Here is a 26,873-nt window from a genome sequence, read left to right as displayed (position 1 = left end):
TTGGGTTACACTAGAGAAGATATTATACGTATTGCCAAAGAAGAGAATGTTCGCTTTATCCGCTTGCAGTTCACGGATCTGCTCGGTACGATCAAGAACGTTGAAATCCCGGTGAGCCAGCTGGAAAAGGCGCTTGATAACAAGATGATGTTTGACGGTTCATCCATTGAAGGGTATGTACGCATTGAAGAATCCGATATGTATCTTTTCCCGGATCTGGATACTTGGGTTGTATTTCCTTGGGTAGCAGAAGACCGCGTTGCTCGTCTGATCTGTGATGTGTATATGCCGGACGGCACTCCCTTTGCCGGCGATCCTCGCGGGATTCTGAAGCGCGTACTGCGTGAAGCTGAGGAAATGGGCTACACTTCCATGAATGTGGGTCCTGAGCCGGAATTCTTCCTGTTCAAGACGGATGAAAAAGGCAATCCAACCATGGAACTGAATGACCAGGGCGGGTACTTTGACCTTGCTCCTACGGATCTTGGCGAGAACTGCCGTCGTGAAATCGTATTGACTCTGGAAGAGATGGGCTTTGAAATCGAAGCGTCTCACCATGAAGTTGCCCCTGGTCAGCACGAAATTGATTTTAAATATGCAAATGCGGTTAAAGCTGCAGACCAAATTCAAACCTTCAAGCTGGTTGTAAAGACCATTGCCCGTCAGCATGGACTGCATGCGACATTTATGCCGAAGCCGCTGTTTGGCGTTAGCGGTTCGGGCATGCACTGTCACCAGTCGTTGTTCCGCGGCAATGTAAATGCATTCTACGAGGAAAGCGATGCGCTGGGACTGAGTCAAGAGGCTCGCCATTACATGGCGGGTGTTCTGAAGCATGCTCGTGCATTTGCGGCGATCACTAATCCGACCGTCAACTCTTATAAGCGTTTGGTTCCTGGTTATGAAGCACCTTGCTATGTTGCCTGGTCCTCCAGCAACCGCAGCCCAATGATTCGTATTCCTGCATCGCGCGGACTGAGCACACGGATTGAGGTTCGTAATCCGGATCCTGCTGCGAACCCTTACCTTGCTTTGGCGGTTATGCTGAAGGCAGGCCTGGACGGCATTAAGAACAAGCTTCCGCTGGTGGATCCGGTGGATCGCAACATCTATGTAATGTCCGAAGAGGAAAGAATCGAAGAGGGAATCCCTAGCTTGCCGGTTGACCTGAAGGAAGCGATTAACGAATTGATCCGCAATGAGGTCATTACGGAAGCGCTCGGCGATCATGCCCTGACCCACTTCTTCGAATTGAAGGAAATTGAGTGGGATATCTTCCGCACGCAAGTTCACAACTGGGAAAGAGATCAATATATGACTTTGTATTAATCGAGAAATCCCCCGAGGCCGATGGCTTCGGGGGATTTTTTATTGCGGCTTTAGCTAGTTGAGCACGCGAAGCGTGTGAAACAGAAAACCAGCCGCTATGCGGGTAAAGGGAACAAAGGTGCCACCTAATTTCTGAACTTTCGCTCTGCATTTAAAAATAGCTGTATAGAGTGCAGTTAGATTCGCAAAAAACTCAGCCATTCTGAAAAAACAGACATTTTTTGACGGTTGACCTGAACGTTGTTCCTTTTGAAGCACTGCTGGGGTACCTTGTTTTAATGCTTTATCCACACAATGGTTGAATTTAGGCATCGTGACATTTATGAGCTCAGCAATTTTAGGAATACTCAATCCGTCAACGAAGTATAACAATATACGAACACGCTTAACAGGACGATATCCTTTTTTTCGAGCTTGACTGATGCGTTGTAACTAGAGCAATTCAAGCAACAATGCAGTCAGCATGCAAGCATCGCAATCGATACATTTGCTCCGGAGAAGTGCTTGGTTTAACGGACATTACGTCTCCTTAAAGGCCACTATGGATGAAGCCAGAAATGTAACGGACATTTTGGCTGCTAAGATAGGTGAGTTGCGTGAATCAGAGCCTTATGAGCGTTCTAAATGCCGAAAATGTCCGTTACCCTCCAAAAATGTGCGAAAAAGTCGGCTAATAGTTCAAAATGTCCGTTAGCAAATCCAAAGATACTCCTCCTTGTTAAACTTTCCTTCAAAATATATTTATGACCGTTGCATTAAAACAATTGGCAACAATCAGTTTGAAACGGATGAAATCACCGCCTCTGGCTTAACGGCGGAGAAAGCCTCAAAGGTTAATGTGCCGCAAATCAAAGAGTGTTTTTTAAATATCGAATGTGAATTTATATGGGAACATGAGATTTTCGAGGAAAGTCAGGAAGCGGCGATTGCATTAAAAGCCGTCAATATTTGTATGGGTAGCGAACGCTACGACCAAAGTAAACACGGCAGATACGGAAAAAACGGATATTTGTATCAAATTGACCAACCAACTAATCCAGAACAGGAGAGGCCACGCCGATAAATTACGGAACATTGGAACCGGCCGATCCCCTTGAGTGGATTACGAAATAAGCATTTGCGTTTTTTTGCAGGGAGGATAAGAGTGAGAAATTACTCCTGCAATATAGGGCCCAAATCAAAGGATTACTTGTATCCTCGCAAATAAGTTTCTTACTTGTCGAAGGAACGATAGGAATAAGGGAATCAAGTTAGGAGTTAACTACTGGTTAAAAAGCAAACTAAATGATTTTTTAATGAGTATTGTTCATAGTGTTGTTTTTGCCGCAGGGATTCAATTTGTCGCAATTGTATTAATGTATGAGTATGTGAACCCGTATTTGGGAAGAGTTATTAAAAAGATTTGCATGAAAACAAAGATTCCCATTGGGTTTTTTACGTTTATCTACTTTGTTCTATTCGTTTTTATACAAGTTAACGTTACTTAAAAAAGGGCCGAGACCCCTTTTTATTGTCAAAGACGACCAAACCTATGCGCAAGGTCCCACATGTACAGACAAACTTCCTCATCCTCAAAAGGAGTTTTTCTGCATTCAAAAAGACGCCCTAAGGCGTCTTTTCCTACATACAGTATCAACAATCAGTGCAAATCCCGGAACAGGCCGATAACTTTGCCCAAGATGGTAACCTGCTTCAAGCGAATAGGCTCCATGGTCGGGTTCTCGGGTTGAAGGCGGATATGATCCTTCTCTTTATAGAAGGTCTTGACGGTAGCTTCATCATCTTCATTCATGGCAACGACAATATCTCCGTTGTTGGCGGTCTGCTGTTGCTTGACGATGACAAAGTCTCCGCTATGTATGCCAGCCTCGATCATGCTGTCACCCACCACGGACAACATAAATACTTCTCCTTCTTCCCCGTAATGCTGCGGAAGCGGGAAGTAGTCTTCGATATTCTCGGTAGCCGTGATAGGAACACCGGCTGTTACCTTGCCTACGACAGGAACACGGGCAATGCTATGTGTGAATAAAGCCAGTCCATCCTCATCCTCTTGGCCGAGTATTTCAATGGCTCTCGGTTTGGTAGGATCCCGTCGGATCAGACCTTTCTTCTCCAGGCGGTCAAGATGACCATGAACGGTCGAGCTGGATGCCAGTCCAACAGCTTCCCCGATCTCACGGACGGAGGGAGGGTAGCCTTTCATACGGACCTCGTTGCGGATAAATTCTAGTATTGCCTGTTGACGGCTGGACACCTTGGACATTTCAATATCCCCCATTAGTAACGTTTGGGAAAATTATAACATAGAACTGCCGTTCGTACAAACATAAGTTCTAAATTAAAATAAAAATAAAGGGAACAATTGTTCTGAAAAGTATTGAATCAAACAAGTGTTCGTGTTATATTAAAAAACAAGAACGAGAACATTTGTTTGGAGGATGAGAATAATGTTAAAATACACTACATATAAAAGTATCTATGAGACACCCGAATCGGCTCCGTCGGCTTCCTTCCTTGAATCCTGTATGTAGACATGGGGAAAGGGGGCTGTAAAATTGGTCCTGTTTCTTTTACTTCTAAGCGTCACGGGAACCGGGGTCGTTTCTGCATTTGCTTCATCTGACAGTCCTTCGAATAAACAGGAATCTGCTACGGTGGTTGTTGTTCATGGAGGGGATACACTTTGGGAGATTGCCTTGGCTCATAAGCCTGCAAGCGAGGATACGCGTGTCTATGTAGAGAGAATCAAGCGGTTTAACGACTTACATTCAAGTAATATCCGGGTTGGCGATACCTTGAAAATGCCTTGATCAGCCCTATGGACTGGTAACGCATTTATTCTATATCATGAGTTCGGATTTACAGCAATTTCATTGCTTCCCAGAAAGAGCTTGACTCAAGGGTGACTTGCCTTGACAAGCTCTTTTTCTCATGTCAAAGTAAGATTGTTGTATTATTTTTTTCTACTAGATGTCAGGAGGGACACCATGGATATAGATGCTTTGATTCAACGAATCAACGAACTGGCCCGGAAGAATAATTCCGAGGGCTTAACGGAAGATGAAAAGCTGGAAAGAGCGCATCTGCGTGAGGTTTATCTGCAAAATGTCCGGAGAAATTTCCGGCAGCAGCTGGAATCCATCGAAATTGTGGATAAATAAAGCAAAGCAACATTGACTTCATCATTGAACTAGGAGGAGCAAGAATGGGATCGTTTGACCGGAAAGTGGAACGGAATCAAAAGAAGATGTACAAAAGTGGGAAGGGGCCTGCTGTAAAGGCCAGATCGAACAGGGATCCCCGAACCGCGCTTGGCCCAAAGGGGGATGGTGAGATTTTTAAGGGCCGCAAGATTATTCTGCCTGTCGTATTGGCGCTCTTGGCCGTACTGTATGGCGTGATCGGAACGGTCGGAAACACGGCTGAGCTAAGTTCTACTATTTTCTGGCTGACGATCGTCTTGTACCTGCTGCTGGCTCTGATGATTTTCCTTAGAAGACCCTATCTGAGAATCGACAGAAACTGGCTCTACACTTCCAAGTACAACCGGGACAAGATCATTGAAGCGAACAATATCAGCAAGATCAAAGTGAGCAAGAACCGCAGCAAAATCACGATTGTTCCTAAGAGCAAGGACGTAAACTGGGTATTCTCCCGCAGCCGCAATCTGTTTGATACTCAAGCCATGGCTGCTCACTTGGAGCAATATGCAAAAGTACACCATGTAGCATTTGAAACGGAATAAAAAAATAGATCTAAGCAAGGAGTGCAAGTGGAATGACGATTAAGGCCGTATGTTTTGACTTGGACGATACATTGTTATGGGATGATCGCAGCGTCCGTGAAGCTTTTGAGGCAACCTGTCTGAAGGCACAGGAGGCCGCCGGAACCGATCCGGTTAAGCTGGAGGAAGCTGTACGCAGAGAAGCCAGAGAGTTGTACGAGTCTTATGAGACATTCCCATTCACAAAAATGATCGGCATTAATCCGTTCGAAGGCTTGTGGGCTACCTTTTCGGCGGGAGAACAGCCGGAATTTCGCAAGCTGGAGCAGCTGGCCCCGGTCTATCGCAAGGAATCGTGGCGTCGAGGTTTGTTATCGCTTGGTGTGGATGATGAGAGGCTTGCCGGAGAACTCGCTGACCTGTTTGGACGGGAACGCCGCAGCCGCCCTCACGTGTACGAAGAGACCTTCCACATTCTTGACGAGTTGAAGGGGAAGGTTAAGCTGCTTCTGTTGACGAACGGATGTCCGGCGCTGCAGCAAGAGAAGATTAACGGCGTGCCTGAGCTGGCGCCCTATTTTGATCATATTGTGATTTCGGGATCTTTCGGAAAAGGAAAACCGGATCTGACGATCTTTGAGCACGCATTGGAGAAACTGGAGCTGAATGCAGATGAGTGTCTGATGGTCGGAGATAAGCTGACAACAGATATTTGCGGCGGACTTGGGGCCGGAATGACAACGGTATGGGTGAACCGTGAGCATAAGGCGCGCACCGATGAGATCGTTCCGCACCATGAAATTGAGCACTTGTCAGAACTGCATACTATTATTGAGTCTCATTCTTAAGTCATGAACAGGATATTACCTTGATGATCAAAATAAAGGAGGGGAAAGAAGGATGAAAATATGTCTACAGAGATTATTGCTGCCGGCATTATGCGCTTTAATCCTTCTCCTTGGGGGCTGCGGAAACAAACAGGATCCGTATAACCAGGCTTCCGTCGGTGTGACAGAGGCGATTCTGGTGGAGTTGACCGTCATTCCGGGCGAGGTTAAGGTCGGGGAAAGCATCAGGTTTGAGGCAAAAGTGACGTATCAGGATCAGCCTGTGGATGATGCGAAAGAGGTTATGTTTGAATTAGTCAGAACAGACGGATCGACTGATGAAAGCGTCATGGAAACGGTATCGAGTTCGGGAGAGGGCCTTTATGTGTGGGAGACATCCCTTGATGAAGCCGGGGAGTATGAAGTGACTTCCCATGTTACGGCATTGGATCAGCATTCCATGCCTTCGGAGACATTCATTGTGAATGAATAAGCTGTTTGAGGAGCGCCTGCAAAGCGCTCTTTTCTTATGCTTTCAAACATTCGAACGATTTTTAGAATCTATTTAATTAATGTTCGGAAATATCTAACTATACTAAATAAATAGGATTACTACACTTAATGAAACGAGCAACTGCTAAGCTCAAGAAGATTATCCCTTTTCTTAACGGCTTGCTTCTGCTAAACTAAAACATAACGTTTTACGGGAGGGATTGATCATGAGTAAACCTAGCTTGGAAATGATGATGAAAGAACGAATATTAATACTTGATGGGGCTATGGGTACCATGATCCAGCAGGAGAATCTGGGTAGCGAGGATTTCGGCGGTGAAGAGCTGGACGGATGTAATGAAATTCTCGTGCTTACACGACCTGAGCTGATTCAGAACATACATGAACAGTACCTTGAGGCGGGCGCTGATCTAATTGAGACGAATACCTTCGGGGCAACCTCGGTGGTTCTGGCGGAATATGACCTGCAGGATCGCTCGCGCGAAATTAACCTTGCGGCAGCTAAATTGGCTGTGGCAGCTGCGGACAAATATAGCACGCCTGAGCACCCCAGATATGTGGTTGGCGCGATGGGACCTACGACAAAGACACTGTCTGTTACCGGAGGAGTTACGTTTCAGGAATTGATCGACACCTATGAAGAGCAGGCGACTGCTCTGATTGATGCGGGTGTTGATGCACTGTTGCTTGAGACATCTCAGGACACATTGAATGTAAAAGCAGGAAGCATCGGGATACGTAATGCGTATACGAAGACAGGGAAAACTCTGCCGCTCATGATCTCGGGTACGATTGAGCCGATGGGGACAACCCTTGCCGGTCAAAATATCGAGGCCTTCTATATTTCGCTTGAGCATCTCAAGCCGATTTCGGTAGGTTTGAATTGTGCGACTGGGCCGGAATTTATGCGCGACCATTTACGTACCTTGTCCGAAATGGCGAAGGCAGGGGTGAGCTGTTATCCAAATGCCGGTTTGCCTGATGAAAACGGAAATTACCATGAGTCTCCGGATTCGCTTGCCAAGAAAATGGCTGGGTTTGCCGAGCAGGGCTGGCTGAATATTGCCGGAGGCTGCTGCGGCACAACCCCTGCTCATATCCGGGCGATGGCTGAGCAATTGAAGGCGTATCCTCCGCGGCCGTTAACCGGCAATCATTTGCCTGCCATATCCGGAATTGATCCGGTATATATTGAGAGCGACAATCGGCCTTATATGGTCGGAGAGAGAACGAATGTTCTGGGTTCGCGCAAATTCAAACGCTTAATCGTGGAAGGCAAATATGAGGAAGCTTCCGAGATTGCCAGAGCCCAGGTAAAGAGCGGCGCACAGGTCATTGACGTATGCGTTCAGGACCCGGACCGGGATGAAGCCGAAGACATCAAGAAGTTCCTTGAACTGGTTGCTAAAAAAGTGAAGGTACCGCTGATGATCGATACCACCGACCCTAAGGTGCTGGATTTAGCCTTGAGCTACAGCCAGGGGAAATCGATTATTAACTCCATTAATCTTGAAGATGGGGAAGAAAAGTTTGAGCATGTTACTCCTCTGATTCACAAATATGGCGCTTCGGTTGTCGTAGGAACCATAGATGAGCGGGGACAAGCAATCAAACGGATGGACAAGCTGGAGGTTGCCAAGCGGTCTCATGATCTGCTTGTGCACAAATATGGTCTTCAAGCGGAAAACCTGATCTTCGATCCGCTTGTTTTCCCTGTTGGCACGGGGGATGAGCAATACCTCGGTTCAGCGAAAGAGACGATTGAAGGAATCAGGCTGATTAAACAGGAGCTTCCTGCTTGCCAGACCGTGCTTGGGATCAGTAATGTCTCGTTCGGGCTTCCGGAGGCAGGACGCGAGGTGCTTAACTCTGTATTCCTGTATGAGTGCACCAAGGCGGGTCTTGATTATGCCATCGTCAATACCGAGAAGCTGGAACGCTATGCCTCGATTCCGGAGGAAGAACGCAGACTTGCTGAAGAATTAATCTACAATACAAATGATGAGACATTGGCCGCCTTTGTTGCTGCATTCCGCAATAAGAAGACGGAGAAGAAAGAAAAGGCAGTCCTCCTGAGCCTGGAAGAGCGCCTGGCGTCTTATGTTGTTGAAGGCTCGAAGGAAGGCCTGATTCCGGATTTGGAGGAAGCGCTGGGCAAATACTCTGCGCTGGAGGTCATAAACGGTCCCTTGATGGCCGGGATGGAGGAAGTAGGCCGGTTGTTCAATAAGAATGAACTGATCGTGGCCGAAGTGCTGCAGAGCGCAGAGGTGATGAAGGCCTCGGTAGGCTTCCTGGAGCCTCATATGGAGAAGAATGAAAGCTCGGTAAAAGGGAAGATTTTGCTGGCTACCGTTAAAGGCGACGTGCATGACATCGGCAAAAATCTGGTGGAGATTATTCTATCCAATAACGGTTACAGAATCATCAATTTGGGTATAAAAGTACCACCGGAACGGATCATTGAATCCTGCCGGGAAGAGAAGCCGGATGCAATCGGCTTGTCCGGACTGCTGGTGAAGTCTGCCCAGCAGATGGTTACAACCGCACAAGATTTGCGGACGGCAGGCATCGATGTCCCGATTTTGGTTGGCGGTGCCGCCCTGACCCGTAAATTTACTAGAACAAGAATTCGGCCAGAATATGAAGGCATGGTGTTGTATGCGAAGGATGCAATGGACGGGCTTGATCTGGCGAACCAATTGATGGATCCTTCCCGCCGGGAGCTGATCCGGCAGGAACAGATTAAGGAGCTCGAGGCGGATGCGGTCCAGAAGCCTGTTCAACCGTTGCCGACGCTGACCCGTGCGCTGAGATCAAGCATCTCTCCGGATGCCCCGGTGTATATCCCGCCGGATCTCGATCGCCACGTGCTTCGGGACTATCCGATTGATCACATTATTCCGTACATTAATATGCAAATGCTGCTGGGCCATCACCTCGGCTTGCGAGGCTCCGTGGAGCAGCTGCTGGCTTCCGGCGATGAGAAGGCAACGCAGCTGAAAGAAACTGTCGATTCTATTTTGCAATCGGCCGTGCAGCACGGTACGATAAAGGCACAAGCGATGTACCGTTTCTTCCCTGCACAGTCACGGGGAGATGATATTCTGGTCTATGACCCTGCAGATCCTTCTCGTGTGCTTCACACCTTTACCTTCCCAAGACAACGGGTCGAGCCCTTCCTGTGTCTTGCGGATTTCCTTAAATCGGTTGAGAGCGGGGTTATGGATTACGTAGGCTTCCTCGTTGTTACAGCAGGTCAAGGTATCAGCGAGCAGTCGGAGCAATGGAAGCAGAACGGCGATTACTTGCGATCACATGCTCTTCAAGCCGTTGCTTTGGAGACGGCAGAGGCGCTTGCAGAACGGGTCCATCATATCATGCGCGATATCTGGGGCTTTCCGGATTCGCCTGAAATGACGATGAAGCAGCGGCATGGTGCCCGATATCAAGGTATTCGAGTGTCTTACGGCTATCCGGCTTGTCCGGATCTGGAATATCAGCAGCCGCTATTTGAGCTGATGAAGCCGGAAGACATCGGAATACAGCTTACTGACGGCTTCATGATGGAGCCGGAGGCCTCGGTCACGGCGATGGTCTTCGCGCATCCTGAAGCGCAGTACTTTAATGTCGACAAAGCTTAGAATCCCCGTTCCAGGAACCCTCCGAGATCTCGGAGGGTTTTGACAATGCGGGTGATTCCCGGGAATGAGATGGAGGCGAATTATGGATCTGTACTTTATGGGAACCAATGCCGGAGTGCCTTCTTTGGAGAGAAATGTAACTTCGCTAGCGTTAAGATTGTTTGATAAGCGGAGAAGCTTCTGGCTATTCGACTGCGGCGAGGCGACACAGCATCAGATTTTGCGGTCACCGTTAAAGCTGAGCAAGCTTGAATTTATCTTTATCACTCATTTGCACGGTGACCATCTGTTTGGCCTGCCCGGATTATTGTCCAGCAGGGCCTATCAGGGGGGAGATACGCCGCTCGTACTGTTTGGACCTCCAGGGGTCAAACGGTTTGTGAATACTGTGCTCGAGCTCAGCGAATCCAGAATTAATTACAAACTGGAGATCGTAGAGCATGAAGGGGGCAGCTTATTTGAGGATGCCTCGTTCCGGGTGGAGTCTGCCAAGCTGGATCATCGGATTGACAGCTACGGCTACCGAATCGTGGAGAAGAGCCAGCCCGGCAAGCTGAACCAGGAGCTTCTGGCCAAGCATGGCATCTCACCGGGGCCTCTCTATGGTCAATTGAAGCGAGGGGAGAGTATACAGACAGCGGACGGGACCATTCTGCGTCCTGAGGATGTGCTAGGAGAACCGAAGCGTGGAAGAATCGTGACCATCCTCGGAGATACGCGCCCTTGTCCGGCCGAGCAACCGCTTGCAGATAGAGCGGATGTATTAGTGCATGAAGCGACCTTCATGCATGATCTGGCTGAGACAGCTTATACTTATCATCACAGTACGGCGCGTCAAGCCGCCGAGGTTGCCAAGCAAAGTGAATGTAAAAGCTTGTATCTTACCCACTTTAGCTCGCGTTACAAATATGAGCATCAACTGCAACAACTGCTTTCTGAGGCAAGAGAAGTTTTTCCGGACTCCTATCTGGCTCAGGAGCATGAGCTGTACCCGGTCCTTCGAGGAGAATAAAATATTTTCCGGGAAAGCGCAGGAAATGACAGTTCCTACCAAGGTTGGCAGGCTCTAAATTTGCCATTTGGACTGTTCTTGAGCGCATTCGACAAAATCTAGGCTGATTTAAATTGTTTTGGAAATAAAATAGTTTTTGGAAATAAGCAATTGGAGGAATTTGCCTGCTCTTTGTATTTATAGGTACAATAGAGAACAGAGGGCGAATAAATGAACATGGCCATGATGCGATGGAAAGCTTATCTGATTGATCTTGATGGAACTTTATATCATGGAAATCGTATGATTGATGGAGCAGATATTTTGATAGCGGGACTTCAGCAGGCTTCGATCCCGTATCTCTTTGTAACGAACAACTCTTCAAAGACGCCGGAAGAGGTTGCCGAGCGGTTATCCTCCATGGGGATTCCTGCCAAGGCGGATCACGTATGCACCTCGGCTGTGGCGGCAGCTGAATATATAGCGGAGGAACAGCCTGGATGCCGGGTCGCTTATATCGGCGAACAGGGATTGTCCAGCGCGCTGGCGGATGCCGGATTGAGGCTTGTGGAGGATGATCCTGAAGTGGTAGTGCAAGGGATCGATCTTTCTTTTACATATAACAAGCTTGCAAATGCGGCAGGCTGGATCAGAAATGGAGCCAAGTATGTGTTAACCAACCCGGATCTCTTGCTCCCTGCGAATGGCGGGCTGATGCCGGGGGCAGGAACCCTGTCAGCCGCGATTCAAGCAGCTGCCGGCTGCAAGCCGGTTGTCATCGGCAAGCCCTCGGGGATTCTGATGAAGCATGCGATCGATCGTTTGGGATTCAGCCCGGCAGAGGTTGCGGTTGTCGGCGATAATATGCTGACCGACATATCTGCAGGCGTGCAAGCCGGATGCGGAACCATACTTGTACTTACCGGACTTACAACCGACGCGAATCTCCAGAGCTTTATTGCTGATGCGGGAGTACAGCCGGATCTGATTTACCGTGATTTGCATGAATTGCGTCAGAGCATCACTGGTGCATTCTAAGAATTGAGAACACTTCACACGTTGCCCCAACTTAAAATCATTTGGTTCAATGTAGATGTAAATGCAACGCTATATAAGTTGAGCTATAAGAGCCACGTAGAAAGGGCTTAAGTGTGAAGTGTGCTGAAGAAGCGTAAGCGTTCGCCTTTGTGAGTGGATTTCTACCTTGTGATGGCTTAGTTCAATCAGAGAAATCCGCGAGCAACAGCGATCGTAAGAACACTTCACACGTTGCCCCAAAATGTAAAATTCAGTAGTTCGACTTAAATAGTTGAAAGGACGATGAGGATGCCGGAATTACCGGAAATGGAGCATTACCGAATTGAGCTGTCCAAGCACCTCTTGGACAAAGAAATTACGGATGTGCAGATTAACAGGGAAAAATCGTTGAATATAACCGCAGACCTGTTTAAAGAACGGGTAGTTGGAAGAAAGATTATTTTCGTGGAACGGCGGGCCAAGCATCTGTTGTTTCATCTGGATAACGGGCGTCGTCTCTTGCTTCATCTTATGCTGGGAGGCTTAATCTATTTAGGTGCCAAAGACGACCGGCCTAACCGCAATACCCAGATCGAAATCGAATTCGGTCCTGAGCTGGTTCTCTATTTCATCGGGCTGCGGCTAGGATATTTACATGAATTGAGCGCTCGTGAGGCGGACGAAACCTTGTCCCATCTGGGTCCGGAGCCATTTGGACGGAAAATGAACCTGGAGCTGTTCAAGAAACTGCTGCAAAAGCGCCGGGGCAGCCTGAAGACGGTGCTGGTCAATCAAGATGTGATCTCAGGCATTGGCAACTGTTATGCCGATGAGATTGCATTTGCGGCCGGTTTGAGACCTACTGTGAAGGTGCAGAGTCTCGGGGAGGATGATCTTGAGCGGCTGTATGAAGCAATGCGGGAGACTTTGTCTGAAATGACCGAGGCTGGAGGTTATATGGAGCTGCCGTTAACACAAGGGGATACCGTGACCGGCGGCGCAAATGACCGCTTGAAGGTCTATGACCGCGAGGGAGAGCCTTGTCCAAGGTGCGGTGACAGCATTGTGAAGGAAGAAATGAATGGACGCAAAGTATTCTACAGCCCTGGCTGTCAGGATGACCGATAAAATTAAGATCGGCGGCCATCTCAGTATCAGGGGAGGATACGGGAAGGCAGCAGAAGAAGCGAGACTGCATTGTGCCGGGGCGTTTCAGTATTTTCCGAAGAACCCTCGCAGTTTGGCAGTGAAAGATTATGATAAGAGAGATGCATTCCGTTGCAAGGAAATCAGCTTAAAGCATGGAATCGTGTCGGTCGCCCACACACCCTATCCGTCAAATCTGGCTATCGGGCAAGAAGAGGATGGAGGGCAATACGCAGCAGTCGTGTCGTCGCTCAGAAATGATCTTGAGATTGCGGAGAGCTGCGGCTCGGTGGGAATTGTTGTTCATTTTGGCACATATAAGAAAAGAAACCCCTTACAAGGATATCAAAATATTATACAATGTATAAATGAAGTGCTATCCGGCTGGAGAGGTACTGCCAAGCTTCTGATTGAGAATCAGGCTGGCGACCATGGCATGATGGGCATGACACTGGAAGAAATGGTGCAGATTCGAGACCTGTGCCAATCGCCGGACAGCATTGGTTTTTGCCTGGATTCGTGCCATGCGTTTGCATCCGGAATGTGGCGCGGCGAGAATGATGCTGACTTTATACCAAGAGCGGAGCAACTCGGTTACCTGGCTGCGCTCGAAGTCATTCATTTGAATGACTCTAGGTACCCGGTCTTGTCCAGGAAGGATCGACACGCCAGAGTCGGTCAGGGATTCATTGGCAAGGCAGGCTTTCGCAGTCTGTTAAGCCATCCTGTAATCCGGACGAAGCCGATGATTATGGAGAGCGAATCGGGAGAAGACGGTACCTACTTGGAAGATATTAATCGTGTTTTTGAATGGATAGAGGCAGAACAACCGGAATAATTGCGGAAAGGAAGAATTAATGTGATTCATGTATATATGGATGACTTTCGACGATGTCCCGAAGGATTCACCTTGGCAAGATCGGTCGATGAATGTCTGGAGCTGCTCAGGCAAGCAGAGGTAGACATTTTGTCGCTTGATTTTGATATGGGACCAAATGAGAAGACGGGGAATGATGTAGCTACCGCTATTGCAATGGAGGGGCTGTATGCCCGTGAAATTTACCTGCATTCCTCCAGCATGTACGGAAGAAGAAGCATGTATGACATATTGCATCAGAATAAGCCGGACCATGTCATTCTGCATACCGGCCCGATTCCGTTTGATCTCCTGGATGAAATTGAACGTAAAGCAGGGGGATACTAGGTTGACAACCAGATTAATATGCTCGGCAAATCACGGGTTTGCTCCATATGCACAGGAAGAGCTGCGTCGCCGGTTCGGTGCTGTAAAGAGCCGTTTTTTGGTGCCGGGAGAAGTATTTGTGGCTGCGCTGGAAGAGCCGGCGGAGAATGTAGTAGAGCAACTGGTAAGCCAGCCTCCAATTTTCCTGCGGCATATGTTCGTCGTTGATCAGGCTTGGGAAGTCGCTGGCCAAGGAGAGTCCGGGGCCGAAAGAGAGGATGCTGTTCATCCTGCTTGGATATCTGAATTACAGGGACTCCTGAAAAAGGATGATAGGCTGCAGCAAAGCCGGATTGCCATTCAGACAAGAAAAAGCGAGCAATCCGCATGGAGTTCATCAGCGGCAGAGCTAAAGGATGCGATCCAGGGCGGCCTGGATGAATTGAATGCCGAGTTTGTAGTTCGCGATGCGGACTGGATTATCTCGGTGTTCGCAGCTGTTGATGCCGTGTATATGGGAATTGCTAAGCCTGAACATAATATATCGGACTGGAATGGCGGCGCTGTCCGGTTTCAAAAGGAAGAGGGCCAAATCTCCCGGGCCAAGTTCAAGCTGCTGGAAGCGGAGAAGGTGTTCGGAATAGACTTTTCCTCCTTCCATCAAGCTCTGGATATCGGAGCTGCACCAGGAGGCTGGACCTCCTTTTTGCTGGAAAGAGGTCTTGATGTTACTGCGGTGGATCCAGCGAAACTGCATCCCTCCGTGCTCGCTTCTCCTAGACTGACTTATATTCAGAAGAATGCCGGGAGAGTGCAATTCAAGGATAATCAGTTCGACCTGCTTGTCTGCGATATGAGCTGGAGTCCGAAGCTGACTGCTAAGCTGGTAACTGAGCTGTTGTATTGCTTGGTTCCAGGGGGGAGTGCAGTTATCACAGTAAAGCTGCTGACCAAGAAACCAATGGCATTGATTCAGGAGGTCATGACGACCTTCCAGGATGCCAGACTCCAGATTCAACGGGCCAAGCAGCTCTTCCACAACCGTGATGAAATTACACTATATATGGTGAAATATTAATGCGATTAATTAAAATAGGGCAAAATATTGCTTTACAAAGATAGCCGGTATGGTCTATACTGGTTCCAAAATTATACAAATGACGCATGGGAAAGTATCCTTTGTCCGTCCGCTGATTGCGGATAAGGCAGGAGACTTTCCTTTTTTGCGTTCCCAAGGAGGTGAAGAAAGATGAGTGGTCCGGATTGCGGCGATGTATTGGCGGGACGCTATCGCTTATTGAAGCTGCTGGGAGAAGGCGGCATCAGCAAGGTGTATCTTGCCGCCGATCTGAAGCTGTCCGGAAAGCGGTGGGCCGTCAAGGTCACTGCCGCCGGAGAAACAGCGGGAGTTGATGCTGAAGAGGAGGCGCATCTTTTAACCGCATTGAATCATCATCGGTTGCCGACCATTATTGATTTTGTGACTGATCCGCTGACGGGTTGCGATTACTTAGTCATGGATTACGTAGACGGCAGACATCTTGACCAATATGCAAGCGATCTGAAGCAGCGTCTGACGGTGGAGCGCCTTGCTGTCATCGGAATGCAAATCTGTGAAGGATTATCTTATTTGCATGGACTTGATCCGCCTATAATCCATCGGGATTTAAAGCCGTCAAATCTAATGGTTGACGCAAGCGGCGACATTCGCTTCATCGATTTCGGCATTTCGCGAAGGTACAGCTTCCATCGTGATGAGGATACGGTAAAGCTTGGCACTGTCGGCTTTGCCGCACCGGAGCAGTATGGCGGAAGCCAGAGTGATGGAAGGAGTGATCTGTATTCGCTTGGAGCCGTGTTGCTTTATTTGGCGACGGAGGGCCAGTATAGCTTCTGGTGCGAAAAGGCGGAGCAGCTTTTGGGGAGACGAGGATTATCCTCATTGAATCCGGTACTGTCCAGGCTGCTGGCGCAAGAGAAGGAAGAAAGATACGAATCCGCAGATCAGACTTATTTTGCATTAAGAGGCATCCTGCAGAGCTGTTCGCAGCAGCCATCCGCCGGAAGCGGAAGAGAGCATCGCGGCAGTGTTGCAGCAAGCGCGCATAGACCGCTTACGATTGCGATTATGAATGGTTTTCCCGGAGCAGGCTCTACGCATACTTCGATTCTGTTAGCTCATATTCTTGCCAAGCTGGGATTTGAGACAGCTGTAATAGAAACTGACAGCAAGGCTTCAGCTTTTCGGAAGCTTGCCGCAGCAGCAATCGAAGAAGGTCTGATTGATGAGCAAGCGGAAGCGGCACGCGCTTTCAGTCTGGAAGGAGTTGAGTACCTAACTTCACCATCACGTGCAGAGCGGCTTGAACTACTAACAAGTGATAGAGCATGTATTGTATTCGATCAAGGGGCAAGCCGGAGCAAAGAGGATCTCGAGGAATTTGCCCGTGCAGATCTCGCAATCTGGGTCGAAGGGGCGGGGGTCTGGCGCAGAGCGGAAGCAGAGTTTTATGAGATTTGTCCTGCGACCGGGCGGCGGGGATTAATATGCGTAATTCCCTTTGCGTCAGAGACAACCGTCAAGCGGATGCGCAGGCTGAAGTCTCCTGTCCCCGTATATGCCTTGCCGGCCGAAGATAATCCGTTTCAACCCGGAGCAACGGCAATCGAAGCGGCATGCCAATTGCTCAAGCTGATATTCCCGACGATAGGGGAGCCTGTCAAGCGTTTCGGTAGCTTTGCCCGATTAAGACAACGCTGGAAAGGAAGAATGTAATGTTTAAGCTGAGACGAAAGACGCGCCATCTGCTTTTTGCGGCAGGCGCAGGCTTCATACTGTCTGCTCTTATTGCGGGTTCATTATGGCTGGCATATGCGCAGCAGGTAAGGGAAGCACGGCAAGCTGCCGAGGTGAAATGGAATCAGGAGCTATCTGCGCTGAAGGAAGCTGTGGAGCACAGCACCGTAAAAGTGTGGGTTCCTTCAAAACCGCTGGAGACCGGTCAAATGATTACGCTCGAAGACTTGACGCAGCAAGAGCTGCCCAAGGATCGGATTCCGGACCAGTTACTTACCTCTTCCGAGGATATTGTTGGCCGTGTCGCCAAGCTGTCTCTTCAAGCGAACATGCCGCTGACGGAAAACCTGCTCTGGGAGAATGAACCGCTCTCTCATGATTTGAGATACCGGGAGATGGGCTTTATTCAGCTTCCTGAAGCTGCCGGCAATGGAAGTATGGTCGATGTGCGTATTCAGTTTCCGACCGGCCAGGATTACATATTGCTTTCGAAAAAGAAGATCAGCGAGCTTCGTGACCAGGATGGAGTTGTGACCATGACTTTGGATGAGAAGGAACTGTTGTCCCTTTCCAGTGCCATCGTCGATGCGTATCTTCATAAAGCTTCTATTTATGCATTGCTTTATGTGGAACCGGGCATTCAGGCTGAGGCCATCCCAACCTATCCGGCTAATGAAGCCGTTCTTCAATTGATGAAGAAGGATCCTAATATTGTAAAGCAAGCTGAGCTTGAGCTGGCGGCTTCCGCCCGGGCAAGACTGGATGGAGAATTAGCCGTTATGGACGGACAGTCATCCGCGGCCTATGCAGCTGGCTTAAGTTCAGCATCCGGTCAACGAAGGATTTCCGACAATGAAGCCCAATTTGTGATGGGCTCGTCCGATTGATGCACATCTTGCGGGGAGAGGAGCGAATGAATTGAAGCAATGGCTGTTTATGGGTGGATGCGATAAGCGGGATCTTTTGCTGTATACCTGCAAAATGATGGCGCTTGGCGGAAGCAAAGTGCTGCTGGTGGATTGGACAGACGGACATTCGTACCGTTATTTGATCAAAACAGGGATAGAAGAGCTGGCAGTAACAGAGTACAACGGATTTGATATTACCTGGTCAACGGAGGACGCAGAATTAGCAGAGTATAACTATTGTCTGTATGACATAGGAACTGCCCGTGAATCTATCGATATGCAATTAGAAGGCGAAGATAGACTGGTCTGGGTAAGTACGTCTGATCACTGTGAGTTAGGTCGAAGTAAAGAATGGCTCCATAATATCTGTAAGCAATATCCGCAGTTTCATGGAAGGGAGATTCAGCCAGTCCTCATCAGGGCATTGGATGCCATCAGGAATCACGATTATGCACTTGACTTGCTTACCGAGCTGCCGCTGGTCTGGAAGGAGAAGATGATCTCGATTCCGTGGAATGAAGGAAATGAAGAGATTCGCTTCTCCAATGAGCATACTGGCATGATTCGGATGAAACGAATAACCAGAGCCTACAAGCAAGCTTTGATAGACCTGGTAAGGGAGCTTACGGGCTGGACGCGCACTGAGGTGAGGGGTGTATTTCGTCATGCAGAAAGGAGAGGCGCATGAGCCGGATTTTATTTTGGGATTACGGAGATGGCGGGGCTGCTGATATCGCTGCTGCCATTGCTGTCTACCATGGATTAAAACGGCCCGGAAAGGTCCTGCTGCTCAATGAGCATAAAGTGGGGGAAGGCTTGGAGTCTGGCCTGAAGCTTCTTGTCGATGGCTTGCAGGATTCCTCGGGGTTCCAGGTTCGCGAGCATGGTATTGAGTCGTTGCTCAGATTACAGGCTAATCAAAGGCTGTCTGCGGTTAACTTCAGGGATTATACCTACTCCTTGATCGCGGAGCAACTGGACGTCGTCTCCGGATTTGTTCATGGCAAGATACCCGCTGCTGGACTTTATCGTTTAGCCGAGCAGATTTATGAGCTCACAATTACATATTCCAGCGAGGTTCAGACCTTGCCCCATTCTGAGCCCCGAGTTGCTGTATTGTCACAAAATCGAATGCTGCTGGAAAGATTTTTTGAGGAAAAGGACAGAGCAGATCGATCTGACATTCGGTCATCATGTGAGGTATTGGTGTTGAGAGACTTTGACAGGAACTCCCGCTGGACCGTGAACAACATCCGGCGCCGGTATAAAGCCCGCGTTCCGGTCATCGCACTGGATTATTGTACTGCTTTCCGGGATGCGGTCAATCATCGGGACTTATTGAGGTTCATGTACTATTACACCTCCGAACCGCTTGGCAAAAGGACATCAGGTCCGTTCTTCTCCGGCCTGGAGAGATTGTCGGAGCAGATTATGCAGCAAATACCGATGGGCAGGACACTGTCAGCCGTTGGCGGAGAGGAGAGATGATGGATGAACTCTCATGGGTGGAATACATTCATCCTGGTCTCGATCATTACCGTAATGCTTGCCTTTTTGTGGTTTAAAATACGCACACACAATTCGGCCTCGGCAAGTATCTTGCCTGTCCATGATCCTTATGCAATTCCTGAGCTCATTAAATACGTAAAGCGGGAGCTCCATGAATTAAGCCGAAACCCCGAGCGCGAATGGAGCTTGAACGAAGAGGCCTGGGCACGAAGGGTGAGGGTGCGGACAGAGCTGAGACAGGCGCTTAGAGGAGCCGCATTTGGCGATGTGCAGGACAAGGCCTACGTTAAGTCATTTATAAAAGATTTACTGCTTAATGGCTATGGGGTTCAACCGGATAATATTGACCGGATTATTCCCTTTGAAGAGCGTGAGCGATTAAGCGCCCAGGATCAGTTCGAGATCCTACTTTATCTGTATGCGCTGAGGAATGGTGACGGGGCTCTCACAGCATTAATGGAAGAATATGAGCTGGACAGGCTGAGACATCCTACTGATGGAGAACTGGGCGGATATTATGAGATCAATGCGGATGACATCTGCGACATTTATTACCGGGAAGGCCGGCGGTTGTTATTTGAAGAGAAGCTGGAGCTGGTCGTTCAGCGGATTTATCAAATGTATAAAGGTTATTCCGTCATTGATGCCATTCGGGAGCAGCGGATTGATGGCGTGAGCGGCGGGGTGAGCGGAGTAACCGGTGCTGCGCTAAGAAATATTTTGGATCAATCGGATCCCCCTGACAAAGGGAAGGGGCTTGATGGGGACGGGTTGCCGGTAACTTCGGCTTGGGACAGTGTTTGGATTTTTTATAAGGGGAAAAGTATCCGGCTGTCATTCCTGACCTTTGGCAGTGAGGCTGAATTAAAGCGTGTGTGTCAAAACATTTATAAGTACAATTTGCCTGGACAATTGTCGGAAGCGAATGGCTATAAGGTCAATGAAATGAAGGACGGTTCCCGTGTTGTTGTGGTGCGGCCGCCATTTGCCGAGACCTGGGCATTCTTTATCCGGAAATTTGATATTCAAAATGCCACATTGCCGGACTTGATTCTGGGCAGAAACGCCGTCCTTCCCATTACATTACTGAAATATTTGATGAAGGGCGGAAGAATTACGGCAATTACCGGAGCGCAGGGCTCCGGCAAGACAACTCTGCTAATGGCTTTGGTGAGACATATCGATCCGACCTATACGTTGCGGGTTCAGGAGATGTCCTTCGAGTTGAATTTGCGGCGAATCTATTCTTCGCGGAATATTCTCAGCTTTAAAGAGACAAATACAGTCTCAGGACAAGCCGGACTGGATCTACAGAAGAAGACGGACGGGACAGTACATATCCTCGGTGAGGTGGCAACCGATGAGGTCGCCTCCTGGATGATTCAGACAGCACAAGTGGCAAGCTTGTTTACCGTATTTACGCATCACGCCAAAACCTTCCGCAATCTCATCGAGTCCTTACGCAATTCTTTGCTGAAAAGCGGTGTTTTCCGTGATGAGACTATTGCTGAACAACAGGTAGCCGATGTCATCGATTTTGATATTCACCTGTGCAAGGATGCCCAGGGAAATCGGTATATTGAGCGGATTACCGAATGCTGCAGAGAGGCCGGCGACGAGGAGACAGGCAGAGGGTTCCTCGGAAGGAGAAAGAGCTACAATGAGCGGACGATTGTGGAATACAGAGATGGGGCTTATGTAGCTGTCGAGCCATTATCCTTGATTAGCCGTACAGAAATGGCAAAGTCCATGCAAAGTCAGGATGCTGTCTCATTTCTGGATTTTACCGATGAGGTCTGGAGGGAGAATATTGGAGCTTAGAGCCCTGCTTTGGCTGACGGCCGGCGGTTCCCTCGTCCTCTTCCTGCTTCTTATGATGCTTGGCCGGCGCAAGGGAAGGATGGAAGCTGTTACTGCGGGATCAAGTGAAGAAATGCAGTCCCAAGCAGGCTATAAAGGGCTCTGGCAGCAATTCCTGCTGAGATCTTATTCGCTTGCCGTAAGGATGGCGTGGATGCGCTACTTGCTGATGAAGGTACGTGCAAGAATGTCGGTAATGCAAATGTATGAGGAACGAACACTCCGGATTCAGAGCATGCAAATGCTCTATGTGCTGGCTGGAATAAATGCGGCAATATTAGTTGGCCTATTGGTCATGAACCCCGACGTAATCTTCGCCCTTACCTCGATCATCGTCGGCGCGGTCATTCAAGGCCTGCTGCTGGAACTGAAGGTGAATCGGATGGAGGTCATGCTGCTGGAGGGCATGCTCTCTCTTTTGTCGGGTGTGAGACATGCTTATCAACGTCATGGTATGGCAGCGGACGCAGTTGAAGAAGCGGGGGAAGATGCCGCTGAACCGATCCGCCGCCATGCAAGATTCATTCATGATGCGCTTACGGACAGCAAGCCTGCAGAAGCATTGGAGCATTATTATGAGACCGCTCCTAATCGCTTTCTGAAGGCATTCGCCGGAATATCCCAGTTAATCATGGAGTTCGGGGATCAGAACAAGGGAAAGGGATCGCTCTATTTGCGCGGACTGGGCAATTTGACCGGAGAAATTCAGCTGGATGTGCTTCGCAGAAAAAGACTGGATTATCTGCTGAAAGGACTAAGCTTCATCGCGCTGCTTCCGGTATTCTTTACCCGGTTGGTCGAACGCTGGGCCATTTCCAGCTTTCCTTTAACAGAGCAGTTCTACTTAAGCAAGCCAGGGCTTCTTGTGAAGGCGGGTCTTTTGCTCATCGTATTGATGAGTACATTGCTGCTGCAGAAGCTGAAGGGCGAGGAAGAGTACGCTGCTCGTCACCGGGAAGACAACTTGAACTGGGAGACGAAGCTCTACCGGCTTCGCGGGTTCAGGAAAGTCGCACTTTGCTTTATCCCGCTCCCGGGCTCCCGAGCACGGGTTCACCTCCAACAGCTATTGAAGGACACCAACCATTCACAGAGCCTGGAGCTGTTTCAGCTTCGCCGAATCTTGCTGTTTATCCTGTGCACGGCGCTCGCAGTGGGCGGAGCATTCAGTATGCACTGGAAAAGCAAGCAGTGGATCGAGAATGAGCCTCCTCCCGGATACAGCTTCTTCGGCTCGCTTTCCTCCCAGGATCGGGAGGCTGCTGAAAGAGCTGTTGCCATGGACAAGCAGCTTCTACACTCCAGTGCCGTTCGTTCAGAGATGGACAGGGAGCAGTTAAAGGCCGAGATTATGAGAACTGCAATAGAAAGGAGCCATAAGCGATCCGCACCAGAGCTCGAGGCAGAGGCTGCTTCTGCCCGGATTATCGATAAGCTGAACCGGCTTGATCGGGAGTATTTTAAGTGGTGGGAGCTTCCGGCGGCGGCCGGAATCGGTATGGCCGGTTATTACATGCCGTACTTGATGCTGTTGCTAAAGCGAAGAATCAGGATGATGGACAGAAAGAATGAAGTCTATCAGTTTCAGACAATGATTTATATTTTGAGGGAATTAGACAGGATTTCGGTAGAAGAGATTTTGGAATGGATGTACAGCTATGCCGTCATCTTCAGACAGCCGCTGCAAAAATGCCTGCTGCATTTCTCGCATGGATCGGAAGCCGCTCTTCTGGAACTAAAAGAAGAAGCCGGACTGGAGGAATTTCGCCAGCTTGTAGACAAGCTGATCCTGGCCAATGAGAAAATAACGATTCACGCGGCCTTTGATGATCTGGAAAGCGACATGTCCTTTCAATTTGAACAAAGACGCCTTCATTTTGAAAAATCGCTGGATACGAAGGCTGAGCTGGGGCGGATCTTCGGGTTCGCACCGATGTATTCCCTGATATTCGGATACTTGGTCATCCCGTTAATCTGGATGAGCTTCCGGCAGATGGACATCTATTTTGAACAAATTCAGCACCTATAATGTGAGTTCAAAAAGCAATTTACTTATTCACAGGAGGTAATAGTTATGAATAATGCGTCTTCCGCTTTGAAAGTAGCCGCAGGAATCTTTTTGACAATCGCATTGATTACGATTGTGGTCATTTTATTTGTATCCGCACAGGAGGCTACCAAAACGGCGCAAAATAATTTCTCGGATATCCAAACCGAGCTGTCGCAAGCTTCCTTTACGGTGTATGACGATACCACAGTCAGCGGATCCCAGGTCACCAATGCGCTGCGAAAGTTCAAGGATCGCGTAGAGTTTGGAATTCAGGTAAAGACGGGTAAAAATGCAGCCGGTGAATGGTACGGGGATATGCTGCGTATCACAGGGACTCTGACGAATGAGCAGTATGGCTCTGTTATCGGGGCGAGCGGGGCCAATATCAGCAATACCTGGAATGAGAAGCTTGACGAATACGTGAATCCAAGCGGCAAGTTCAAGGCCAAGGTGATTAAAGACAATTCCAATGTTGTGCGCGGTCTGGTCTTCACGCAAACTACAGTTAGTCCGTAAGAGAACTTTGCTATGAATAGTCCGATTAAAGCATTGCTGTGGGCAGGCACCGGAGCCTCGATCGCCCTCATGGCATTATGGGGTGTTCTGCAGCAGGCTCAAATGGAGGATGCTGTTCTCAAACATACCGAAGCCTATACTCAAAATCAGAAGCACACCGTTGCCTATGGCAAAGAGGCGCTGCCTAGAATTGATGGGTCGGGCATTCCGGGTCCGGGTGCATACAGCGGATTGCAGGTCTTGTACGGAATGCGCGGCTGGGCGGCCGAAGGTGCCGAAATCGTGGTTGAGGGGGAGGTCATCCAGCCGATTCTTCCGGATTTGAATGATCCCGCTGCATTATACGATCAGGATCTTCGCAGCCTGCTTGGTGTGATTGATTTGTCAGCATCCTATACGGCTTCGGTAACAACGGGAAGAGCTGATGGTCTGATAACCATCCAATTTAACAAAGATTAGGGGGAGGAAGGTGGGGAATGCGCTATCAACAATTACTGCCGCATTGCTGGCCATTGTGCTGATCCTGTTTTTCCCGTTCATGCAGACAGCTCAGCGCGAAGAGGATTTGCGCATGCTTGCTGCTTATAACAGTCTGGTGCAATTTACCGATGCGGTAAGAAATAAAGGGTATGTATCGCCAGAGATGGTCGAGGACTTCAGCGGGGAGCTTGCGCGCAGCGGTGTCGTGTTCGATATTGAGCTTGAGCATAGACACAAGAAATACCATCCGGAATACGGTGACCCTGCAGATGCAGCGACCTTTCAACATGAATTTAAGGTGGTCTATGATGCCTACTTTACTGAAGATGTGATGCAGGTGTTATATCCTGACGACTCCGGCGGGAATGCGAGTCTGGACCGAAATCTGTATATGATGGAACTGGGAGACTTCTGGGTGGTGACACTTATTCCCCGCTCACGATCGACCTATGAGATTTTATCCGGGTACTTGGTTGGGCTGACCGGGAAAGAAGGGAGCAGCGGAAAACTTACATACGGAGGGATGATCCTAAATGAAGATTACTGATTGGTCATTGATCTTCGTGATCATTCTCTTGCCGCTCTGTGTGATGGCGGGATGGGACACCGGACAGCTCCGGCAGACTCGAGTGCTGGAAATTCAGTATACAACAGCGCTAAGGACAGCGGTGCAGGATGCGGGAGTTGTTCTGACTCGCAACTATTTACAGGCTGACGAGTACGGCTATGCTTCGGACAAGCAATCAAGGGTAAACAAAGAAGAGGCGCTATCCGTGCTGCAGAGCTCTCTAGGCTATAATTTTGACATTGCAGACGATACGGCGGCGATGAATGCATTCATGCTGTACATTCCGGCAGTGGTTGTTATTGATTATGACGGATACTATATGTATGAACTTGCGGATAAAATGGACGGGAGCCATGTTATCCAGTCCTCCCATCAATGGATGCCGAAGAAGCCGTTTATCTATGAGGACAAGCAAGGCTATAGTGCCGCATTTACACTGGATGATCAGGTTACCGTCATTGACCACCTGACAGGTGAGCAAATTCAAGGCAAGCGCGGGGAGCTTCCGGATACCTTGCTTCCGAATTTGCTCTCAGATCCAGAGAAATTCGACCAGCTGCGAAGATCGACGATTGTGCGCTCCATTGAACAGGACCTTTCCCGAGCTATAGAAAGCCACAATACAGCCGTGCGGCGGCTTGGATGGACTTACTTGTTCACGATGCCGACAATTCCACAGGAAGATTGGAGCAATACGCTGGATGAACCCGGCATGCTGGTATTTCTCCAAGGGATTCCTGCAGGAGTAAGCCGGTTCAACAACTATGCCCTGGGGGGAGGGAGAGTGGTGAGAGCCAAGGGATTTCTGGCCGGTAAGGATTCCGTATCAGGACTTCCTTATGTCTCATCGGGAATTTGCAATCTGCCTTTTGCAGCGGAGGAAGTGTATGCCCATAAACGAGATGCCGCAGAGGCTGGATACTATGAGTGGAATTGCCGCTGAAGGCTCCCGTGTTCGCCTGCTGTTGTGCTGTAGTGCTCTAGTGGGGGGCAGCGGCATGCAGTATTCTTGGAGCAGACCATTTCGCTAAGGAATGGTTTGCTTTTATTTTGCCCATCTTAACTGTAATTGGAATCACCCGGATCTAACAAGGCTGGAGGCAGAGATGAGATGAAGGACAGTATATTAATCGTTGAGGCAAATCATTTTGACGCTTCCGAGCGCAAGGAGGAGCTGGAGCAGCTTGGCTTTGAGCCTTGGCTGTATCCGGATATAGATGAAGCGAAGGCGCACATGGATCGGATCGCCCCGGAAGCATGCCTTATCTTCGCGTCATCGCTGGAAGAGATTGCCTGGAATCGGCTGAGAGCCTGGGATATCCGGTTATCCTTGCCCTGGATTTTTATTGTAGAGGACTGGACCAGCGGGCAATTAGCCCAAGCCTATTCTGCTGGAGCGCATGAGGTATTGCAGGGAAGTATCCCAACCGAGGAGCTAGCCATTCGTGTACGCCACTGGATTGAGTTGTTCAGACGCATTGCGGACGGCAATCCTTTAGAGCTTGCATATGCTGACTTGAGGATGGAGCTTAAGGCCAAACGGGTGTTTCGGGGCGAAGAGTTGATTAGATTAACTGTCAAGGAATTTGAATTGCTGCGTTTTCTGGTGAAGCGGGCTGAACAGGTTTGCCCGAGAGAACTTATTCTCCAGGAGGTATGGGGCTATGATTTCTCAACGGGCACGAATGTGGTGGATGTATACATCAGGCATTTACGAAAAAAGATTGATAAAGGTCATCGCCATAAGCTGATTCATACCGTAAGGGGAACGGGATACGTGCTTCGATGACAAAAGGACTGCTTTCTGG

Annotated in this window: 27 protein-coding genes; 25 read left to right on the top strand and 2 right to left on the bottom strand. The window is 49.0% G+C overall.

Going from position 1 to position 26,873, the window contains the following annotated elements:
• Entirely contained in the window at positions 1 to 1,329 is a 1,329-nt protein-coding gene (gene glnA, locus TX85_RS09080) for a type I glutamate--ammonia ligase (protein WP_044478779.1), read from the top strand.
• Positions 1,330 to 1,383: 54 nt separating this feature from the next.
• Here glnA and TX85_RS09075 read toward each other — a convergent pair whose 3' ends face one another.
• Entirely contained in the window at positions 1,384 to 1,680 is a 297-nt protein-coding gene (locus tag TX85_RS09075; protein ID WP_148444354.1) for a hypothetical protein, read from the bottom strand.
• Between the two features lie 364 nt (positions 1,681 to 2,044).
• Here TX85_RS09075 and TX85_RS09070 point away from each other — a divergent pair, with 364 nt between their 5' ends.
• Positions 2,045 to 2,392, top strand: coding sequence for a hypothetical protein (locus tag TX85_RS09070; RefSeq protein ID WP_199558825.1), 348 nt, complete (start codon positions 2,045 to 2,047; stop codon positions 2,390 to 2,392).
• 576 nt (positions 2,393 to 2,968) lie between these two features.
• Here TX85_RS09070 and lexA read toward each other — a convergent pair.
• Entirely contained in the window at positions 2,969 to 3,595 is a 627-nt protein-coding gene (gene lexA / locus TX85_RS09065) for a transcriptional repressor LexA (protein WP_044478777.1), read from the bottom strand.
• Positions 3,596 to 3,887: 292 nt separating this feature from the next.
• On the opposite strand from lexA, the gene TX85_RS09060 reads away from it, so the two are divergent.
• The 23 genes from TX85_RS09060 (at position 3,888) to TX85_RS08955 (ending at position 26,854) form a co-directional block, all read left to right on the top strand.
• Entirely contained in the window at positions 3,888 to 4,142 is a 255-nt protein-coding gene (locus tag TX85_RS09060) for a LysM peptidoglycan-binding domain-containing protein (RefSeq protein ID WP_049894884.1), read from the top strand.
• Between the two features lie 177 nt (positions 4,143 to 4,319).
• A complete protein-coding gene (locus tag TX85_RS25820; protein WP_071784176.1) occupies positions 4,320 to 4,493 on the top strand; it encodes a DUF896 domain-containing protein in 174 nt (57 codons plus the stop codon).
• A gap of 44 nt (positions 4,494 to 4,537) precedes the next feature.
• Positions 4,538 to 5,077 (top strand): hypothetical protein, encoded by a 540-nt coding sequence (locus TX85_RS09055; protein WP_044478776.1) that lies wholly within the window; start codon positions 4,538 to 4,540, stop codon positions 5,075 to 5,077.
• Between the two features lie 32 nt (positions 5,078 to 5,109).
• The gene (locus TX85_RS09050) at positions 5,110 to 5,904 is read left to right on the top strand and encodes an HAD family hydrolase (protein WP_044478775.1); all 795 of its coding nucleotides are present in this window, start codon (positions 5,110 to 5,112) and stop codon (positions 5,902 to 5,904) included.
• Between the two features lie 52 nt (positions 5,905 to 5,956).
• The gene (locus tag TX85_RS09045; protein WP_044478773.1) at positions 5,957 to 6,376 is read left to right on the top strand and encodes a FixH family protein; all 420 of its coding nucleotides are present in this window, start codon (positions 5,957 to 5,959) and stop codon (positions 6,374 to 6,376) included.
• Positions 6,377 to 6,602: 226 nt separating this feature from the next.
• Positions 6,603 to 10,040, top strand: coding sequence for a methionine synthase (gene metH / locus TX85_RS09040; RefSeq protein ID WP_044478772.1), 3,438 nt, complete (start codon positions 6,603 to 6,605; stop codon positions 10,038 to 10,040).
• A gap of 82 nt (positions 10,041 to 10,122) precedes the next feature.
• Complete coding sequence (gene rnz / locus TX85_RS09035) at positions 10,123 to 11,052, top strand: ribonuclease Z (RefSeq protein ID WP_044478770.1); 930 nt, start codon at positions 10,123 to 10,125, stop codon at positions 11,050 to 11,052.
• A 222-nt stretch (positions 11,053 to 11,274) separates the two neighbouring features.
• Positions 11,275 to 12,069, top strand: a complete 795-nt coding sequence (locus TX85_RS09030) for a TIGR01457 family HAD-type hydrolase (RefSeq protein WP_044479935.1) — start codon at positions 11,275 to 11,277, stop codon at positions 12,067 to 12,069.
• A 288-nt stretch (positions 12,070 to 12,357) separates the two neighbouring features.
• Positions 12,358 to 13,176, top strand: coding sequence for an Fpg/Nei family DNA glycosylase (locus TX85_RS09025; RefSeq protein ID WP_044478769.1), 819 nt, complete (start codon positions 12,358 to 12,360; stop codon positions 13,174 to 13,176).
• Positions 13,166 to 14,032 carry a deoxyribonuclease IV gene (locus TX85_RS09020; RefSeq protein ID WP_044479934.1) on the top strand — a complete coding sequence of 289 codons (867 nt, stop codon included), beginning with the start codon at positions 13,166 to 13,168 and terminating at the stop codon, positions 14,030 to 14,032. Before TX85_RS09025 ends, TX85_RS09020 begins: the two co-directional genes overlap by 11 nt.
• 36 nt (positions 14,033 to 14,068) lie before the next feature.
• The gene (locus TX85_RS26270; protein WP_233500667.1) at positions 14,069 to 14,398 is read left to right on the top strand and encodes a cyclic-phosphate processing receiver domain-containing protein; all 330 of its coding nucleotides are present in this window, start codon (positions 14,069 to 14,071) and stop codon (positions 14,396 to 14,398) included.
• On the top strand, positions 14,367 to 15,455 hold the full coding sequence (locus TX85_RS09010; RefSeq protein ID WP_044478768.1) for an SAM-dependent methyltransferase: 1,089 nt from the start codon (positions 14,367 to 14,369) through the stop codon (positions 15,453 to 15,455). Before TX85_RS26270 ends, TX85_RS09010 begins: the two co-directional genes overlap by 32 nt.
• A gap of 171 nt (positions 15,456 to 15,626) precedes the next feature.
• Positions 15,627 to 17,153, top strand: coding sequence for a serine/threonine protein kinase (locus TX85_RS09005; protein ID WP_049894883.1), 1,527 nt, complete (start codon positions 15,627 to 15,629; stop codon positions 17,151 to 17,153).
• Positions 17,153 to 18,061 carry an SAF domain-containing protein gene (locus TX85_RS09000; protein WP_044478766.1) on the top strand — a complete coding sequence of 303 codons (909 nt, stop codon included), beginning with the start codon at positions 17,153 to 17,155 and terminating at the stop codon, positions 18,059 to 18,061. Before TX85_RS09005 ends, TX85_RS09000 begins: the two co-directional genes overlap by 1 nt.
• Positions 18,062 to 18,092: 31 nt before the next feature.
• Entirely contained in the window at positions 18,093 to 18,770 is a 678-nt protein-coding gene (locus TX85_RS08995; protein WP_044478765.1) for a hypothetical protein, read from the top strand.
• Positions 18,767 to 19,570: a hypothetical protein gene (locus tag TX85_RS08990; RefSeq protein WP_044478764.1), complete on the top strand. Its 804-nt coding sequence runs from the start codon at positions 18,767 to 18,769 to the stop codon at positions 19,568 to 19,570. The genes TX85_RS08995 and TX85_RS08990 overlap by 4 nt, the downstream gene beginning before the upstream one ends.
• 3 nt (positions 19,571 to 19,573) lie before the next feature.
• On the top strand, positions 19,574 to 21,412 hold the full coding sequence (locus TX85_RS08985; protein WP_044478762.1) for an ATPase, T2SS/T4P/T4SS family: 1,839 nt from the start codon (positions 19,574 to 19,576) through the stop codon (positions 21,410 to 21,412).
• Complete coding sequence (locus tag TX85_RS08980) at positions 21,402 to 23,480, top strand: hypothetical protein (RefSeq protein WP_049894882.1); 2,079 nt, start codon at positions 21,402 to 21,404, stop codon at positions 23,478 to 23,480. Before TX85_RS08985 ends, TX85_RS08980 begins: the two co-directional genes overlap by 11 nt.
• A gap of 45 nt (positions 23,481 to 23,525) precedes the next feature.
• Entirely contained in the window at positions 23,526 to 24,017 is a 492-nt protein-coding gene (locus TX85_RS08975) for a hypothetical protein (protein WP_044478759.1), read from the top strand.
• A gap of 12 nt (positions 24,018 to 24,029) precedes the next feature.
• The gene (locus TX85_RS08970; protein WP_044478758.1) at positions 24,030 to 24,476 is read left to right on the top strand and encodes a hypothetical protein; all 447 of its coding nucleotides are present in this window, start codon (positions 24,030 to 24,032) and stop codon (positions 24,474 to 24,476) included.
• A gap of 10 nt (positions 24,477 to 24,486) precedes the next feature.
• On the top strand, positions 24,487 to 25,044 hold the full coding sequence (locus tag TX85_RS08965) for a hypothetical protein (protein WP_044478757.1): 558 nt from the start codon (positions 24,487 to 24,489) through the stop codon (positions 25,042 to 25,044).
• Positions 25,031 to 26,008, top strand: coding sequence for a hypothetical protein (locus tag TX85_RS08960; RefSeq protein WP_044478756.1), 978 nt, complete (start codon positions 25,031 to 25,033; stop codon positions 26,006 to 26,008). The genes TX85_RS08965 and TX85_RS08960 overlap by 14 nt, the downstream gene beginning before the upstream one ends.
• A gap of 168 nt (positions 26,009 to 26,176) precedes the next feature.
• Entirely contained in the window at positions 26,177 to 26,854 is a 678-nt protein-coding gene (locus TX85_RS08955; RefSeq protein WP_044478755.1) for a winged helix-turn-helix transcriptional regulator, read from the top strand.
• The last annotated feature ends 19 nt before the right edge of the window (positions 26,855 to 26,873 follow it).

The organism is Paenibacillus antibioticophila (genome assembly GCF_000455265.1).
In the GTDB taxonomy this organism is placed as follows: Bacteria; Bacillota; Bacilli; order Paenibacillales; family Paenibacillaceae; genus Fontibacillus; species Fontibacillus antibioticophila.
The sequence above is the reverse complement of the archived record's forward strand: the minus strand, read 5'-3'. Positions and strand labels throughout refer to the sequence as shown.